The sequence below is a fragment of the Portibacter lacus genome (assembly GCF_021533215.1).
In the GTDB taxonomy this organism is placed as follows: Bacteria; Bacteroidota; Bacteroidia; order Chitinophagales; family Saprospiraceae; genus Portibacter; species Portibacter lacus.
This window is the reverse complement of record NZ_JAJNKA010000003.1, coordinates 350,449-368,042: the sequence shown is the minus strand read 5'-3', so window position 1 is coordinate 368,042 and position 17,594 is coordinate 350,449. Positions and strand designations below refer to the sequence as shown.

Sequence of the window (17,594 nt, the reverse complement as noted above, 5' to 3'; positions counted from 1 at the left end):
TTTATGATTTTTTCTAAAGAAATCTTTATATTTGGCGTTAAGTATTAAATTATAATTACTTACCGCCAAATATAAATGTTATGAAACTTGTAGGTAGAGTAGAAGAAAAGAAGATCTTAAACCAATGTCTAGCAGATCACCGCTCTCATTTCATTGCAATCTATGGCAGAAGACGTGTTGGAAAAACCTATTTGATTAGGCAACACTTCCAGAATTCTTTTGACTTTTATGTGACTGGCCTTGCAAATGGAGATATGCATTCTCAATTAATAAACTTTTCCCAAGCACTCCATAATTTTGGCCAAGAAGAATCAACCAAAGTTCCTGGGAGTTGGTACGAAGCATTCACAATGCTGACTCAACTTCTAGAAAAGTCTAGTTGCGAAAAGAAGGTTGTATTCATCGACGAGCTAGCATGGATGGACACACCTCGTTCGAAATTCATGATGGGTTTGGAGTATTTTTGGAATAGTTGGGCAAGTGCTCGTGAGGATATCCTCTTGATTGGCTGCGGCTCAGCAGCATCCTGGATGATTAATAAGTTGATCAGAAACAGAGGAGGACTCTATAATAGAGTAACAAGAAGAATGAAGTTGTCACCCTTTAGCTTACTCGAAACCGAAAAATTCCTTCTATCTAGAAAGTATAAAATTGACCATTATCAAATTGCTCAATTATACATGGCACTAGGTGGAATTCCATTTTACCTGGATTTAATAGATCCTACACTCAGTATCGCACAGAATATCCAGCAACTATTTTTCCAGCCCGATGCACCTCTCCAGCTTGAATATGATATATTAGTTCGATCCTTATTCGATGATTCTGATACCCATAAGCAAATTATCAAAGCACTTACACTGAAGAAAACAGGGTTAAGCAGAAAGGAAATTCTTAAAAACATTGACATAAAAGATGGTGGCGGCCTGACACGCGCTCTCTTAGAACTTGAGCAAAGTGACTTTATTCGTGAATACAATAAGTTTGGCAATAAGACTAGAGATTCAATTTATCAGTTGACCGATCCATTCACACTTTTTCATCACCGATTCTTGAGGAACTTTCAACACGACTCGAATTATTGGATTAATCAAATTAATACGCCAGCGATCAATGCTTGGCAAGGAAATGCATTCGAAGTGATCTGCCTTCTTCACATCGGGCCTATTAAAAGAGCGCTGGGAATCTCAGGGGTACAGACTTCTACTTCTACTTGGTGGGGAGATGGAGCGCAAGTCGACCTTGTTATCGATAGAAAAGACCAAGTTATCAATTTAATAGAGATCAAATTTTCAGTTGATGAATATGTTATCACTAAAGAATACGATGCAAAATTGAGAAATAAGGTTTCCATGTTTCAGCAGGCAACTAAAACTCGGAAAGCCCTATGGACTACGATGCTTACCACTTATGGCCTAAAGGATAATATGTATTCTGGGAATGTGCAGCGAGTCATAGAAATGAAAGATTTGTTTAACGAATAAGATGTCTTGAGATGTCATTTCTTACTGCTTTCATGTCGAGACTTGTATGAAATTCCTATTTTATAAGCTTTATCTTTTACTTTCGTGCTCTTATTGCGAGCAGCTATGTTGAAAAAGAACAAAAAACACTTCCTATCTATCGATCCAGCCAAGAGTCCAATTTTTTATGGATATATAGTGCTCGTTATCGGTTCGATAGGTGTATTCTGTAGTATTCCTGGGCAAACGATAGGTGTCTCAGTATTTACCGATCCGGTAAAAGATGCTTTAGGTCTAAGTCGAAACCAATTCAGCAACGCTTATTTGATAGGAACAATTGCAAGCGCGTTAATTATTGGTAGGGCAGGAGTGTGGTTCGATAAATACGGAGCTAGGCTGGTTGCTTTCTTCGCTGCCCTCACACTAGGAATCGCCTTATTTCTTTCATCATGGTCTCTGCACATGAGTAACTTTGTGAAAAGTATTTTAGAAGTAGATAGCTGGATGATCCCATTTGTGATCATCACTTTCCTTTTCTTTTTATTGCGATTCGCTGGACAAGGCGTCTTAACCATGGCTTCTAGAAATATGATTATGATTTGGTTCGACAAGAACCGGGGCAAGGTGAATGCCTTTACAAGTATAGCTATTTCCTTTGGGTTTTCAGCTTCGCCACTTTGGGTGGATGCATTGATTGAAAGCAATGGATGGCAAGGTGCATGGAAGTGGTTAGGTGCAGCCCTGCTCTTATTTAGCATTTTGATTTTTTTATTGTACAAAAACAAACCTGAAGACTATGGTTTAATTCCAGATGGAAAAATAATCCAAAACCGTAACCCAAAAGCTTCAAATACTGTTTCTAAGCAGTTCACGCTTAAGGAAGCCAAGTCTCAACGGGCTTTCTGGATGTATGCCTTAATTTTAGCCTTTAATAGTTTCTTTGTAACAGGACTAACTTTTCATATCGTCAGTATATTCGAAAGTCAAGGATTTCCGAAGTCAGATGCGATCGCTATCTTTTTACCGGCATCAGTTGTGGCAGTGATTGTTTCCATCATTTTCAATTACCTAAGTGATTACCTGCCTCTGAAGCTATTCTTGTATCTTATGATCTTAGGAGGAATTGTTGCATCGGTGGGGTTTTTAAGTCTACCTACGATTTACGGTATACCATTACTCATAACTGGATTTGGTATACTTTCAGGGTTTTATGGTGTGCTGAATACCATTGCATGGCCTAGATTTTTTGGGCGTGAACATCTAGGAGCTATTTCTGGTCGAGTGATGTCGTTCTTGATTTTAGCAAGTGCATTGGCACCAAGTATCTTTAGCCTTTGCTATACAAGTTTCGGATCGTATCATTTTTTGGGCTATCTAGGATTAAGTTATTTACTTTTTATCGCTATAGGCTCTATTAAAGCTAATAACCCAAATCGCGGATGATTTAAGGCGTGTATTCTGATAAGAGTTTAATTGCTCTTCCGATAGAGGGCGACATGTATGGACATCCAAGAACTAATAAATTGAAAATGAAAGCTAATAAGCTTGGTGGCAATATTTCGATTGATAAAAAAATGGCTTTAGTTTGATCTTAGAAGTAATTAACAAATTAAAACCTTGCTAAGAAACTTGAACTTTAACTAAATAACTCTTCTTTTTTAAATTAATATCTTGTATATCTCTCCTCAAATATTGATTAATTAGAATTTTATAAATTAATAGATAGCGCAAGAAAAGAAAGGAAGCAAAAGCTCCTTTCTTTTTCTCACTAAGACTATTTGAAAAATGATTCTAGTTGCAATTTTTTATATTTCCAGAGCCTGTAATATTGGAATTAACAATAGGTTGACCTTTATAGCATACATCACCAGATCCTGTAATTTTGACTTCTAAGTCATTCACTACATTGACTTCTGCATCACCAGATCCAGATACTCTTACGGAACATGACTGAGATACTAAATCAAAATTTCGGATTTTACCACTACCACTGACTCGGATTTCAGTTTCATTATTAGCCCCTGAAATTTTAATATTGCCAGAACCTGAAACTTTGATATCTATAAAGTCCATATTGTCACCTAAATCTAAATCCATCTCTCCGGATCCCGAAATATCAATTTCTAGATCATCAACATTTTCGAATGTGCCAACAGTTTCTACGTCTCCACTTCCAGAGATAGCGACTAATTTCAAAGATGAAATGGTTGCACGTATTTCAATATCATTTTTCTTGAACCCCGTTACACACCTTCTTATTCCGGCCCTAAGAATTCCATCTTCTACAGAAGAATCTTCTATCCATCGATCAATTATATTTGGATAAGATGTAATTTCTATTAACTGCTCATCACCTTCCATGATGATTACATTATTAGATCCATCGACATCAAATCCTTCAATTTTTTCGAAAGAAACAATCCGCGTTTCTTTTTCACCTTTCCCGGAAATACAGCCGAATAATTCTTTTTCGCAGCTAGTGAAGGAAACTATACCTATAATCGCTGCTATGAATGCGATATTTATTTTTTTCATTTTTTCTATTTTTTAGTGTAAATAATTATGCTTTGACAACTTTGTCAAAACGAGTGTAAAAGCTCTTGTACTTCGAGCAATTACTATTAATTAGTAAATAGCAAAGACACCTTTAAACCATAATTCATTATATTTCTATTCTCTATTCCATAATCTTCGAGCCCTTTTTCAGCCCATAACCCTAATTGGAAAATATTATTTTTCGAGATCTTTCTTTCTACTCCAATATTTAAAAATGCTGATCCGAAGTACACAAAATATCTCTCTTCTGAATAGAGCACTCGATCGTTTTCAACCGTATTGTAGATGAATTTTTGAGGTAAGTAGAATTGCCAAGAAAAACCTGGATTAACAAAGAATACGTTGTTTTTGCCAAGTGCTATATTATAACTTAAGCCAACAGGAAAATCAAAGTAACTATTTTGGACATCCACATTGTTAAAAGTAGCACTCAGTGTACGTGGGGTAGGGAAGTCGCTTTCTTGCTGTGGATTAACGCCCATAAATTCCATTACATAATTATTGCGATTAAACCTCAGATCCGTCGTAAACCATAATTGCTTGTACAATTTCATTTCCATTTCTAGTCCTGCGCTGAAGCCAGGATTTAGGCCTGAGGTTACTTCTGTTCCAGTTCCTAGAATGGAACCAGTCAACCCATATTTGATATTTCCAGTTGAGTAATTAGCACTTTCGATCCCATTAAATGTAAGGTTGGGATTGAGAAATTTCAATTTTTTATCTTTGGTTAGCTGAGAAGCTGATTTTTCAGGAATTGTAATTTGAGTACGAGTTTTTCTTAATTCAGAGATTGCTAATTTTGAATTTTCTCTGTCTAGAGATTCAGCATAATTTTGTCTACTATTGGCTTCATCCGTGAGGATGCTAGCATCAGTGAAATTAGAATCTACGGAATCATTTATTGCATGTAAATTTATATTTTCGTTGAAGTTACGGCTCTGATTTATATCATAAATGGTTTTGTTATGACTGCGAGTATTTTGTGACGAAGTATACTGTTCAGTAGATGCAGGAACTATTTTCTTGATATTGGCATTTTCGTCAGATACCTTGATTTCATTAATTTCCTGATTGAGTAATTTGACCTCCTTATTTAAAGATAAATTCTCAGAGTGGTAAGTATTAATGGTATGCTGCGAGCTATTTAGTTGGTCTATTTTAGTATTTAATTCTTGTTTCAAGTTGTACGAATAACAAGCTAAGCATAGCAAGGCTATACCTAGACTTACTGAGAGGAAGCCGAGTAAATTCCGTTTCCAGATATTACTAGAATTGCCAAGTTCACCATCGATATTTTTCCAAACTTGATCAGAAGGTACATCGTTAAATCCTTCTAACGAATGCTTGAAAAAATCTTCTATATTATTGTTGTCCTTCATATTTACTTATTTATTTAGTCCTCCATTCTCTTTCTTAAAATTCTTTTTGAAGTACGTCTTGTAGCTTATTTCTTGCTCTTAAATAATGAGATCTCAATGTTGCTTCCTTAATATTTAGTTTTTCTGAAATCTCTGCATAGGAATATCCATCCAAGGCTTTTAAATTGAAAATGGTCTGGTATGGATCCGGCAGGGATTGAATCATTTTGATGATGACTTCTGCTCTTTCATTTTCTTCGAAAGTCACATCAGGTATATCAAATTGTTGCTCTTCTAGATCGAGAAAAACCAATTTTCGATATTTCCTGATATGCATCAAAGCCGTATTGACGATGATTTTCCTCATCCATGCTTCTAATGGTCCAGCCTGCGTCCAAGATTTAATATCTTTCAATATTTTCAAAAAACCTTCTTGTAAGATGTCCTCTGCTTCCAATTTATTTTTAGCATATCGCATCGCAACACCAAATAAATAAACCTTATAAGCTTCATACAGCTTACGTTGCGCCATCCGATTTTGCGCAATGCAAGCCTTAATGAGCTTTTGGTTTATGATTTGGTTTTTTATCAATTTGTCTCTTGTTTAATTATATGGTGTGCAATTAATCACTTTTGTTGCATGACCAGTCATTTTTTTGATAGAAAATTAAATTGACCTATGAAGACTATTGTGAATATAGGATTAATGGCTACCTTTTTTTATGTCAATGTGAAGTAAGGTCTTATCAGTAGTAATCAAATGGATATGATTATGAGAGCCCCTTGCAGAAAAGGTGTTGTCAATGACTGTGGAAACCTATAAATGATATTATTTTCTCTTTTATCCTGGGTTTTAACACTTGAATACCGACAAAATTGCGATTTTACACTAATTATACTCACGAGTTGTATTTTTTTGAAAATTTCACAAATGAAACTAATCTATACACTATTGCTAATTTGTGTTATTCCTTGCACATCTTTTTCCAACATTGACAGTCTAAAAAGAGTTATCGATACTCGTCAAGATACTAGTGCTGTTCTTGCGGGATATGAGTTAGGGAAGGCAATGGTTTCTATCAATTTGGACACTTCCTACTTGGTATTAGTTCAGGCTGCTTTACTTGCTGATCAATTAGATTATACTAATGGTAAACTCGTTACCTATAGATCTATAGGTGGTATTGCTCCTAGAATAGGAAAATACGAGGAGGGTTTATTCTGGCTAGATAAGGGATTAATATTAATAGATTCCTTACAGCTTCCTCTTGAAAACAAAGTTGATTTTCTGACGAATATAGGGGTCGCACATTATACGATGGGTTTCATCGGGAAGGCCATCGAACCTTATATCGAAGCAGTTAATATCTGTCGTGAAAATGGATTAGATAAGCGGCGAAGTAGATTACTTAATAACCTAGGCATTTTTTATAGAAACTTAGGAAGGTATGATGAGTCTATAAAGATTTATGAACAATCTTATGAGCTAAGAAAGGCGTCTGGTGATGTCTTAGGAATGGGAAATCTTGCTTTTAATATGGCAACGGCCTATTACAAAATGTCAGAACTGGATAAGGCCTTAGAAAAATTGGATGAGGCAGAATCCATCTATAGAGAAGCTAATAGTGAAACAGATCTCATTCATACTATCATTGCTAAGGGTAATGCATATGCTGAATTAGATAACATGGAAGAAGCAGGTAAATATTATCTCAGAGCATCTGAATTTCCATACGAACAATTAGAGAGCCCATTTAATATCAATCTCTACAATGGATTAGCATTAGTGGCCTTTAGCAGAGGTGATTTAAATCAGGTAGAAAAGTATCTTAATAAAATATCTGAGGATGTTTTTCTATCAGATCTAGCGGAACAAAAAATCCTATTCTATGAGTTAAGTGCGAAGATGAACAAAGAAAAAGGCGATTTCGAGGCTGCTTTCGATAATCTGTCCGAACTGAAAGAATTGCAAGATCATATTGCGGAAGAGGACAAGACCATGTATCGACAAGAAATGGAAACCAAATACCTAACGGTAGAAAAGGAATCTGAAATTGCATTGCTTAATACTCAGAATGAACTGACAGAAATTAAGCTGAAAAATGCACGATATAGAAATATAGGATTAGGCATTGGGTTGCTTGCATTCAGTGGCTTATTACTGTGGCTTTTCAAGTTGTACCAGAAAACAAAGCAACAGAAAGAAGAAATTTCATTGGCAAATAAAGACAAAGATGTTCTGCTTAAAGAAATTCACCATCGAGTAAAAAATAATCTTCAGGTCGTCTCTTCGTTATTGACATTACAGTCTAAGTACATCGTTGATGAGAGTGCGCTTGCGGCCATACACACGGGAAAAACTAGGGTAGAGTCGATGTCTATATTGCACAAAAGCCTTTATCAAAAAGAGAACCTGAAGAATATTAGCGTTAAGAATTACTTTGAAGATTTAATAGAAAACTTGATCACAACTTATCACATTAATGATAAGAATATAAAGATCTTAATGGATATCGAAGATCTTGAACTAGACGTGGATACCGTTATGCCATTAGGTTTAATTACGAATGAGTTAATAAGTAATGCACTTAAATATGCTTTCGAAAACAAGCAAGATGGAGAGATTGCGGTAACATTGAAAAAACTAGATGAGAAACTGTACTTGAAAGTTTCAGATAATGGACTCGGCATTCCATTTACAGTAATACCCGTGAAGTCTAAGACATTAGGTATGGAATTGATTAAGTCATTTACTAAGAAACTGGGGGCTAAAATCAGTATTCGCAATGAGCACGGAACCATGATAGAAATAGAAATTCCACAACATGAATTAGTTCTATAATGGTCAATTTCTTATATTATTTATCGATCCATTAATTCACAGTCTCGTTATTACTTCTTTTTTATTCACCATAGATATTCATTTCTGCCATGAACGCAAAGAATTCAGGACCTTCAAGTGCGGTGTATCTGATATATTTTGCACTTGGCTGGAATGTGAAGTAATAGAGTTGTCCTTCGTCTGAAGAAGCATTTAAATCAAACTCTCCTTGGGATTCCCACGTAACATTATCTGTGCTGGTTTCAATTCTAAACTTCGTTTGTCCTCTATCGTCACCTTGGCGACGGAAGCTTTCGATTGCAGATAGTTGTATTTCATTCGCTAGCTCTAAGGTGAAATAATGCGGATAGTTAGGCTGGTCAGCATCCCATTGTGTATGCCAGAATGTTTCTAATAATCCGTCGAATGCTGCTTCTACTTTACCTTGGTAGTCATAATCACTCCATTGAGCTTCCGCATTTTCTTCTGAAGATAAATCAAGAATCGAGATGTCAGAAGTTGGGACTAAGTTACTTGATAAGTAATTTCCTTGGAGTTCTATTTCAGCAAGGAAGGCAAAAAACTCACCACCTTCTAGCGCTTCATATTTAATATATCGAGCGGTAGTGATTGGAATATCATAATTCTGATTGTCAATGGTGTTATCGTAGTTATAGGTTCCAATTTCCGTAAAATCAACTCCATTAAGACTAGAAGATATTTTAAATCTGATCTGTCCTCTATCGTCACCTTGTCTTCTATAGCACGCTATCTTATTAATTGCTGCGGTTTTTTTCAGGTCAAACGTAAAATAATGTGGGTAATCAGGCTGAGCAGCATCCCATTGTGTGTGCCAGAAAGTTTCTAGAATTCCATCGATTGCAGCTTCTGCTTTCCCTTGATAATCATAATCACTCCACTGTGCTTCCGCATTTTCTTCCGATGAAAAGTCTACGATTTCCCATTCAGAATTATCGAGCATTTCACCCGTAAAATCTATTCTATCTGGTAATTCTAATTCAGCTGCAACTTCGAAAGTATCTATTGCTCTAGGTTTAGGAATGTAATAAGACGTATATGTTAATGTAGAAAGTGGCTTCCAGTCACGGATAACCGTTCTGCTATCGAATCGGCCTACTTCCTTCTGCATCGGTACACCTGCTGTGTTTTCGTAGTTTATCAATACACCGACATGCTTCTCGTTACTTGGAATCCAGTCGATTACAATTGAATCAACGGTATTTCCACCAACCATAGAACCGATTATTCTTGGTGATAAGGAGGCTTGAAATTTTTCACCGAATACTGTTGCAACAATTTCTTTTTTTACCGAAACGTTTCCAAAACTATCTTCCATTTTTAGAATAAAAGTGTAGTCCCTTTCTTCAAGATTGTCTATGATCATTGAAATGGTGTCAATTGGTAATTTGGGGCTAACATCGAATACTTGCTTTCCATTTCCATTATCCCATTCGACCATGCACTTATTTACATTGCCTGCATTTCTAAGTATATATGATAATTTGATTCTTTTATTTCCTGAAAAATCCATGATGTCATATGGCACAGAAGCATAGATATCTTCACCTTCAGTAACATATTCGGAATAGACATCATCCATTTTTGAACATGAGATCAAAACAAAGAAAACGATAATCAGATTTAATATATATTTCATTTTTATACTCATTTAGAGATTTTTCTAATAATATTCTAGGGTTATTCTTGACCGAAAAATGTTAATTCACCGACGTGAATGAACCCTGTTTGGCCCCAAGTTTCATTGACTATTAATCGTACATATTTAACTGCTGGAACATCTAAAGCGAAGTTGTATTCGTCGCCATCTATGAGATGTTGTTGGTCTTCATCTGCTGTACCACCTTCTAATGATGGTTTCGATGCGACGCAGTCTTTTAGTTTTACCCAGTTGTCCATGCTTCCATCTTGAGCTGGAGTTTCATTGGTTCCCCATATTTCAAACAATCTTGGATTCCCATGTGAGTATGGAAATGATTGTCGTTGCGTCAAGATAAATCGACTTAATTTCTTGGTTACACCTAGGTCAATGGTAAACTTCTGAGGCCATCCACTTCCTGCCCATGTATGGTTGAAAGTAGTGATGTTGTCATCATAAGCATACTCATATAAACCTTCCCAAGCATCCATGTCATTATCATCATCAAGAATAATTTTTTCAAATAGTGCTTTGTCTAATCTCGCTTCTTTTAAAGGAGTAAGTGTATTTCTTACAAGCTCTGACTCATTGTTCCATCGATCTCTCACAATAACCCCAAAGTCTTTTTCTGTATTATCAAAACCTCTCAATCCGAATTCCCCATTGGTCACTCCAGAGAAATGTGATTCTATATATTCTAAACCATCATCTCCAGTGCTATAAATCAAGAATTCTAATGGTGCATTATTCAGATTTTCCCATCTCATAATGATTCCCCCGAAAGTAGGAATCATAGTTATAGTCTTCGCAACCAATAAAAATTCGGGCTCTGTAGGATTCACCTTAACTGCTGTTGTTTCTGAAGAATTTCCACTTAAATCCACAGCAATTAATTCGACATCGTATTCTCCAGCACTCGGAAATCCTTCTACGGTTATTTTACTTTCAAATTTGGAAACCTGAACTTGTTTCGTAACTCCTTTGACTACATAAGTAGCTTTCACGTAAAGTAAGTCCTCATCTTGTGGTGATGTAAAGTCTATAATCGATTTACCAGCTGAATTTTCTACATTATTCAACACAACTTTTCCGGGCGGCGTGCCTTCAGAAGATGTCGGCCCTTTAATATCCTCAGAACATGAGCATATGATAATGATTGCAAGCGTCCAATAAATTAATTTTTTCATAATATTCGATATTTCTTTAATAGTACTACCAACCAACATTCTGAACTAGGTTAGGATTATTAATAATTTCTTGAAGTGGAATTGGCCATAGGTAATCTTTCGATGTAAATGTAGGTGTGAACAAAGTATTCACATTGTAAAATGACAAGCCTGATCCACCGATATTCCACCCTCTTATAGGCTCATTCATATATTTGATAGATTTTTTCCACCTTCTTAAATCCCAAAATCTTTGCCCCTCGAAAGCCAATTCTATTAGTCGTTCTTGGTGAATAATCTCTCTCATTCCTTCCTTGGTTTTCGGCTTGTCTGGAGAAGTTGAGTGGTTTTCCCAGCTGGTAACGACACCTTCTAGCCCTGATCGTTCTCTTATACGGTCTATATATTCGTACACTTCATCATCTGGTGCCCCTTTGGATTCATTAAGTGCTTCCGCATACAATAGGTACAAGTCGGCAAGTCTCATGATCGGAAATGGAAAATTATAATACACGTTAAATGAGGACTCGTTCAGTGCACTCTTCGGATGGATTAATTTTTTCACTAAGTATCCAGTTGCTGAAAATTCTCCTCTGTTTCTTTTCGAAGCTAATTCCCCGGCTCTTATCTGTACCGTATAATTGTTAGGATCTAAAAAGTACGTGCCTCTATCGAATGCAATGTTTCCATAAAATCTAGGTTCTCTATCGAAATGGAGGGCAGCCGTTTGCTGTCCCGCTTGAATAAATCTGCTATCCTTTCCTTCTGCGGTTCTTAATTTGAATCGATTATTAAAATCGAAACTTAGATCTTCTTCTATAGGCACTCCGTTCGCTGAATAGAATAATTCTGCCATCCTCATAGATGGTGCATAAAATTGTGAAGTAGGATTAGAAGCAGTTACTGGAATCAATAAGGGAACCAGCATTCTTTGGTATGTTTGACTAAAAGTGAAGTGCGTAGAAGCCCATATCACTTCTTGGTTGTTTCTTTCAGTGCAAACAGATCTTGTTATTAATTCAAATTCTTGAATACTGTCAATGTCTGATTTACTTTCATATTTATTAATTAAACTGATGTTAGCCATTTCCGCCACTTCGATAGCTTCTTTAGCCGCTTCCGCAGCTTTAACCCACTTGCTTGGGTCTTCAGTTGCTGGGAATAAACTCACTCCTCTAGCATCTACGATATTAGCATAATTGGTGTTACCATTAAACAATGGACTAGCGGCTGTAGCAAGAACTCTGGCTTTTATGGCCAGCGCTATAGGTTTTGTAATATGGCCTAGTTCTATAATTTCAGAATTTAGTATTAAAGGTAGATTATCGACTGCTTCATCAATTAATTCTACGATATAGTTAACAACATCATCTACTGGTTCTCTGAAAACTTGTGCTTCTTTCGTATCTGCGTAAATGTCTAAGTTTTCCTTTATCACAGGTATCGGGCCATAAGACTTGAACAACCAGAAATGGTAGTATGCTTTTAAAAAGAGTACTTCGGAAATCCATCGTTGCTTTTCAGTGTTGCCTATATCTTGCACTTGATCGATTCTTTCAAGAAAAATATTACAATTTCTAATGCCCACATACATGTTCTTCCCTCGGAAATGTCCATCCCAGAAACTAAGGTAAGGAGCGTTAGAACTCTGAAATCCTTTTGCGATGAGTTGGCCTTCCACATTTGTCTGTTCTTCATTTAACCAAACTTCATCACCGGCTAGTAATCCAGGATTAATCCAAGGATCACCATATTGAGGTAGATATGCGTAACAAGAAGCAAGGAATCCTTCCGCTGCAGATCTGTTAGCAAATGCATCATCTAATGTGGCAACATCATCTGGCACAACATCTAGGTAACTGCAATTGCTCAGCATTAGGATAGAAAGAATCCATATTGATTTTATATATAATGATTTCTTCATAAAAATTGTATTCATTTTTTTAAAAAACTACAGATGAAAAGGTCTAAAAAGAAACCTTTGTCCCAATATTGATCACTCTCTGAACTGGATATCCAAGTCCATTCCCACCCATCTCTGGGTCCCATATTTTGAATTTGCTGAAATGCATTAAGTTCGTTCCACTCAAGTAGAATCTTACCTCGTCTGAATTGATTTTACTTAAGACTTTTAGTGGTAGATTATAACCGATTTCTACAGACTTAAGTCTTAGAAACATTCCATTCTGCATAAACCATGTACTTCTAGTTGTATTATTAGGTACTTCATATGGTGAAAGTCTCGGCCATAAAGCGTAAACATTTCCTTGATCTTCCGACCAATGATCCTGTGCGTAAGCTTCTAGCAATGCATTGTTTGCAATTTTCCCAGCAAATGGATCATTGTCAAAATGATAATCAATAAATGGTGCTGTAGCTCTAGAGTCAATCCAGAAAGATGATCTTGCAGAGCCTTGGAAGAAAATAGAAACATCGAATCTGTTAATTCCGATAGAGGCTCCGAAACCGTATATGATTTCTGGGACAGTAGGGTAGCCGATTGGAACTCGATCTAAGTCATTGATTTTGCCGTCTTTATTGATGTCTTTATACTTAATATCTCCACCTAGGACTTGTCCACCTATCTGTTGTTCTGGAGAGTTTAAAACTTCTGCGTCATCTACGAATAGCCTTTCTGCTACATATCCCCATTCTTGTGTCAGAGGCTTGCCCACTCTAGAAAGCCATGGATAATCGGTATAATTAGGTTCTTCTATTTTTTCAAACACACCTCTTGCATAAGTGAAGTTACCTCTGAAAAGCATCCAGAAATTCTGTCTGTTTAGTTGGTAGTCTACTGATAGATCAACACCACCACTCGAAGCTTCACCTAGATTTGCCTTTGTCTGTGATTGCAAACCGAAAGTGGCAAACTCCACTCTATTCATTAGAATTCTAGATCGGTACTCTTTAAAGAAATCTATCTGGAAATCTAAAGATTCAAATAATCCAAGTTCAATTCCAAAGTTGGTTTTAGTTGCCGTCTCCCAAGTGATTTTATCATTGGCATACCTAGTGATATTAACACCTGGCACGAAGTAAGTTCCGTCACTTCCGAATCTATATCCTTCTCCATTTAGATTGACATTAGACAAGTAGAAGAATCGATCATCGCTAGATCCGATGTTATCGTTTCCTACTAAACCATAGGTGAATTTGAATTTAAGCTTGTTAACAATTTTGCTGATTGGTTTCCAAAACCTTTCATTAGATACGTACCAACCAATTCCTGCAGATGGAAAGAAACCGAATCTTTCTTTTTGTGAGAAACGCTCTGAACCATTATAGCCAAAGTTGAATTCTCCGAAATACTTATTAGAATAGGAATAAGTGAATCGTCCAGACACACCTAGGTTTCTGGTAGGTAATGAAGACTGTAATGTAGTCGTATTTCCATCAAGAAACTGTCGTAAAATACCGACGACAAGTCCGTTAACGGTATGATTCGAGCTAATTGTTCTGTTGTATTGCAGCGCTGCTTCTGTATAGAACGTAGAAGAAACAAACTTGTTTCCTGACTGGAAATCGAGAGTCGTTTCTCCTTCGTTAGGGTTAATTGCTCCCAGTGTATAGATGCCTTCTCTTGCATTGAAATTTTCTACATTGTAATAAAATGGAGTATAACCTCTTATCAAATCAAAGTAAGATTTTCTAGTAGTATTTCCTAGCATTCTAAAGGATAGCCCTTTAGTAATAGCCGCTAGATCTTGTTGTATTTCAATTTGTGTTAAGAACAAAGCTTCGCTGTACTCTTTGTAACCTCTTAGCAGTTCAGCATAAGGATTGATATAATTTCCGCTTTCAGCATTTCCGAAAAGAATATGCTGAGCGTGCTTGTTTGCTTCGTCTGGAGTATAAGATGCTGGGAAAAGAACTGGATTCGATCTGACTATGGCCTGATACATCGCCGCACCTCCATTGATAGGACCTCGATAATCATCGAAAGTACCGTGCATTCTGATTACTGCCTTCGTCGTTTTAGATAAATTGATATTAACATTGGATCTAATAAGTGCTCGGTTCAGCTTAATATTAGAATTGAAGTCACTTCTTGGGTCGACATTAAGAATCCCATTGTCTCTTACGTAACCACCTGATAGGTAATACTGTGCGATTTTTCCTCCACCATTAAGGTTGACATTTATCCTTTGATTGATGGTCTGGTCTTTTAATAAACTCTGTTGCCAATCAGTCGCAGGATAAACGTCACCATTGAGACCAGCTTCAGTACCGGCAATTTTCTGCTTTGAATAAGGAAGAAATCCTAGAGGATCTCTAGTTCTGACCGCTTCATTGTGTAATCTCATGTATGTTAATGGGTCGGCAAAATTAATGTTTTGAGTAGCACTTGAAACAGATGTTTCATATCTAGCGCTGACTCTAACTTCTCCTTCCACACCTTCTTTAGTGGTAACTAATATAACACCATTGGCCCCTCTTGCTCCATATAGTGCGGTTGCGGTTGCATCTTTCATTACAGAAAAACTTGCTATATCATCGGGATGTAACCTCGATAAATCTGAAGTTGATAATTCTATTCCATCGATTAATATTAATGGTTGGGTATTAAAACCAAAAGTAGTCGCTCCACGTATGAAAAACTGTGCATTATCTTGTCCAGGTTCTCCACTCCTCTGATAGGAAATTACTCCTGAAAGTCTTCCAGCGAGCGCGGATGTAAGATTACTAGTTGGCGTTCTAAGTTCGTCAGGTCTTACGGTGGTAACTGAAGCAATAACACTTTCCTTCTTTTGTTTTCCGTAGGCTACGACTGTTACTCCTTCTAATAATTCTGCTTGATCAATAAGAGTAATGGTAAACTGTGTGGTCGAACCATCGACCAATATTTCCTTCATTTGTTTTCCAAGAAAATCGAAAGTGACGATTGTATTTTCTTTTACTCCTATTTCAAAAGTCCCATCAAAAGAGGAAATGATTCCACCTACTGAATTTTTCTCCTGGATTACAACCCCAGGTAACCCTTCACCTCCTTCATCTACTACGATTCCAGAAATTTTAATTAGGGTGTCACTGTATATTTGTTTGATTTTATGCTCTGTTAAGGATTTAATAGATTTGGAAACTTTTTCAAACTTCCTATTGGGATTGCTAGAGGTTAATTCCATCTTAATACCACCTTCCTCTTCTAACTTTTCTATTTGTCTGATTTTTCTGCCAATCTTACGTGCGGTGCGCTTACTTTTTTTCGTGTTGTCATAGATGACCATGAATCGCTCGCCATATGTATTGAACTGAAATCCAGTCTTAGCTAATAATCTAGAGATGGCACTTTCGACTGTTTCGTTTTCCTTAAATTCAAAGTCTACTTTTAAACCACTGAGCAGTGATTCTTCATAAGTAAAGAAAACTTCGTATCGCTCTTCGATCTCTTTAAGAACTTTTACAATTTCTTTTTCTATGTCATAGTCAATGTTTAATTCCTTCTCGGCTGTAGATGTATTTACAGAAACAAGTAGGCAACAGAAAGTCAGTAAAAGACAATGTCTTGACAATTTAGTAATAATTCCCATACGTATGTTAATTTGTGTATTTCCTTAAATTATATAGCACAAAGGATTATGTTATCCTTATTTATTCAATAAAAATTTATGAAGAAAAATGGCACTAATCTCTTTAATTAAATGACCTTATAATTCTCTTCATCCAACTTAATAATTTCAAGTTTTAGGACGTCTTTTAAAATTGGAATAAGTATTTCAATTTTCTTCATGGGTAATCCTGCCGAAATCTTCCTATTTAATTGTTCCTGATCTTCTACATGAAAAGTCAGACCATAAATGGTTTGTATCTTTTCTAAGACTTCAGCAACTTTTAAATTGTCAAATTGTAAAACGCCATCTTTCCAAGAGGTGTATACACTTTGATTTCGAACTTTTTCATGGCTTATAATGGCTTGTTTAGAAGGAGACCATATCACTAAATCACCAGGATCCATTCTTAAGAACTCTCCTCCAAATAATAGCTTGATACTTCCTTCTTCTAAATATATTTCAGTGTTCTCTACTAAATTGTTAATGTTGAATGAAGTTCCTAGAACTTCAACAACGAGTTCATCAACGACTACTTGGAATTTTTGCTTTGTTTCAAGCTTCTTTTCCACCTCGAAAAAGGCTTCACCCTTTAGCCATATTTTCCGAATATCTTTTTTATTCCAATCAACACTATAAACGATATCTGAATTAGCATTCAATTTCACCTTCGAGCCATCTGGTAAATCTAGTACTTTCTGTTCGCCATAAGCAGTGGAATGTTTTTCAACTTCACATGCTTTATAGTAGTCTATAACGAAGAATGCGCTAACCATTAAAATAATCGACGCAGCAATTCCCAGCGTAGATCTTTTGAACAGAATCCTTCTATTGTTTTTCGTTTTTTCTTGATTTATACTCTTCTTAACTTGTGCAAAAATCTCATCTGATTTTCGCTGAGGTAATTTTCTTTCACCAGCTTCTTCCCACATTTTCTCAAACTCTGAAGAGTCATTATTATCCATTTTCCGTATTTACGCTCTGAAAAAAATTACCTGACATT

Annotated in this window: 11 protein-coding genes; 3 read left to right on the top strand and 8 right to left on the bottom strand. The window is 36.2% G+C overall.

Annotated features, from left to right (window positions below):
* Nucleotides 1-80 precede the first annotated feature (80 nt).
* On the top strand, nucleotides 81-1,484 hold the full coding sequence (locus L2586_RS06675) for an AAA family ATPase (RefSeq protein ID WP_235292023.1): 1,404 nt from the start codon (nucleotides 81-83) through the stop codon (nucleotides 1,482-1,484).
* Between the two features lie 105 nt (nucleotides 1,485-1,589).
* On the top strand, nucleotides 1,590-2,906 hold the full coding sequence (locus L2586_RS06670) for an MFS transporter (protein WP_235292022.1): 1,317 nt from the start codon (nucleotides 1,590-1,592) through the stop codon (nucleotides 2,904-2,906).
* Nucleotides 2,907-3,254: 348 nt separating this feature from the next.
* On the opposite strand, the gene L2586_RS06665 is transcribed toward L2586_RS06670, so the two are convergent.
* The 3 genes from L2586_RS06665 to L2586_RS06655 form a co-directional block, all read right to left on the bottom strand.
* Nucleotides 3,255-3,998, bottom strand: a complete 744-nt coding sequence (locus L2586_RS06665) for a head GIN domain-containing protein (protein WP_235292021.1) — start codon at nucleotides 3,996-3,998, stop codon at nucleotides 3,255-3,257.
* A gap of 86 nt (nucleotides 3,999-4,084) precedes the next feature.
* The gene (locus L2586_RS06660; protein WP_235292020.1) at nucleotides 4,085-5,398 is read right to left on the bottom strand and encodes an outer membrane beta-barrel protein; all 1,314 of its coding nucleotides are present in this window, start codon (nucleotides 5,396-5,398) and stop codon (nucleotides 4,085-4,087) included.
* 34 nt (nucleotides 5,399-5,432) lie between these two features.
* A complete protein-coding gene (locus L2586_RS06655) occupies nucleotides 5,433-5,909 on the bottom strand; it encodes an RNA polymerase sigma factor (protein WP_235292019.1) in 477 nt (158 codons plus the stop codon).
* 399 nt (nucleotides 5,910-6,308) lie between these two features.
* On the opposite strand from L2586_RS06655, the gene L2586_RS06650 reads away from it, so the two are divergent.
* Nucleotides 6,309-8,219: a tetratricopeptide repeat-containing sensor histidine kinase gene (locus L2586_RS06650; protein ID WP_235292018.1), complete on the top strand. Its 1,911-nt coding sequence runs from the start codon at nucleotides 6,309-6,311 to the stop codon at nucleotides 8,217-8,219.
* Nucleotides 8,220-8,280: 61 nt separating this feature from the next.
* Here L2586_RS06650 and L2586_RS06645 read toward each other — a convergent pair whose 3' ends face one another.
* The 5 genes from L2586_RS06645 to L2586_RS06625 all read right to left on the bottom strand — a co-directional run bounded on the left by L2586_RS06645 (nucleotide 8,281) and on the right by L2586_RS06625 (nucleotide 17,556).
* Entirely contained in the window at nucleotides 8,281-9,876 is a 1,596-nt protein-coding gene (locus L2586_RS06645) for a DUF4998 domain-containing protein (RefSeq protein ID WP_235292017.1), read from the bottom strand.
* 41 nt (nucleotides 9,877-9,917) lie between these two features.
* The gene (locus tag L2586_RS06640) at nucleotides 9,918-11,063 is read right to left on the bottom strand and encodes a DUF5000 domain-containing lipoprotein (protein ID WP_235292016.1); all 1,146 of its coding nucleotides are present in this window, start codon (nucleotides 11,061-11,063) and stop codon (nucleotides 9,918-9,920) included.
* Between the two features lie 25 nt (nucleotides 11,064-11,088).
* Nucleotides 11,089-12,966 carry a RagB/SusD family nutrient uptake outer membrane protein gene (locus L2586_RS06635; protein WP_235292015.1) on the bottom strand — a complete coding sequence of 626 codons (1,878 nt, stop codon included), beginning with the start codon at nucleotides 12,964-12,966 and terminating at the stop codon, nucleotides 11,089-11,091.
* Between the two features lie 43 nt (nucleotides 12,967-13,009).
* The gene (locus tag L2586_RS06630; protein WP_235292014.1) at nucleotides 13,010-16,573 is read right to left on the bottom strand and encodes a SusC/RagA family TonB-linked outer membrane protein; all 3,564 of its coding nucleotides are present in this window, start codon (nucleotides 16,571-16,573) and stop codon (nucleotides 13,010-13,012) included.
* Between the two features lie 107 nt (nucleotides 16,574-16,680).
* Entirely contained in the window at nucleotides 16,681-17,556 is an 876-nt protein-coding gene (locus L2586_RS06625) for a FecR family protein (RefSeq protein ID WP_235292013.1), read from the bottom strand.
* Nucleotides 17,557-17,594 lie beyond the last annotated feature (38 nt).

Coding starts and splice junctions, on each gene's coding strand:
- L2586_RS06675 (WP_235292023.1), top strand. CDS start 81: ATGAAACTTGTAGGTAGAGTAGAAGAAAAGAAGATCTTAAACCAATGT.
- L2586_RS06670 (WP_235292022.1), top strand. CDS start 1,590: ATGTTGAAAAAGAACAAAAAACACTTCCTATCTATCGATCCAGCCAAG.
- L2586_RS06665 (WP_235292021.1), bottom strand. CDS start 3,998: ATGAAAAAAATAAATATCGCATTCATAGCAGCGATTATAGGTATAGTT.
- L2586_RS06660 (WP_235292020.1), bottom strand. CDS start 5,398: ATGAAGGACAACAATAATATAGAAGATTTTTTCAAGCATTCGTTAGAA.
- L2586_RS06655 (WP_235292019.1), bottom strand. CDS start 5,909: ATGGCGCAACGTAAGCTGTATGAAGCTTATAAGGTTTATTTATTTGGT.
- L2586_RS06650 (WP_235292018.1), top strand. CDS start 6,309: ATGAAACTAATCTATACACTATTGCTAATTTGTGTTATTCCTTGCACA.
- L2586_RS06645 (WP_235292017.1), bottom strand. CDS start 9,876: ATGAAATATATATTAAATCTGATTATCGTTTTCTTTGTTTTGATCTCA.
- L2586_RS06640 (WP_235292016.1), bottom strand. CDS start 11,063: ATGAAAAAATTAATTTATTGGACGCTTGCAATCATTATCATATGCTCA.
- L2586_RS06635 (WP_235292015.1), bottom strand. CDS start 12,966: ATGAAGAAATCATTATATATAAAATCAATATGGATTCTTTCTATCCTA.
- L2586_RS06630 (WP_235292014.1), bottom strand. CDS start 16,573: ATGGGAATTATTACTAAATTGTCAAGACATTGTCTTTTACTGACTTTC.
- L2586_RS06625 (WP_235292013.1), bottom strand. CDS start 17,556: ATGGATAATAATGACTCTTCAGAGTTTGAGAAAATGTGGGAAGAAGCT.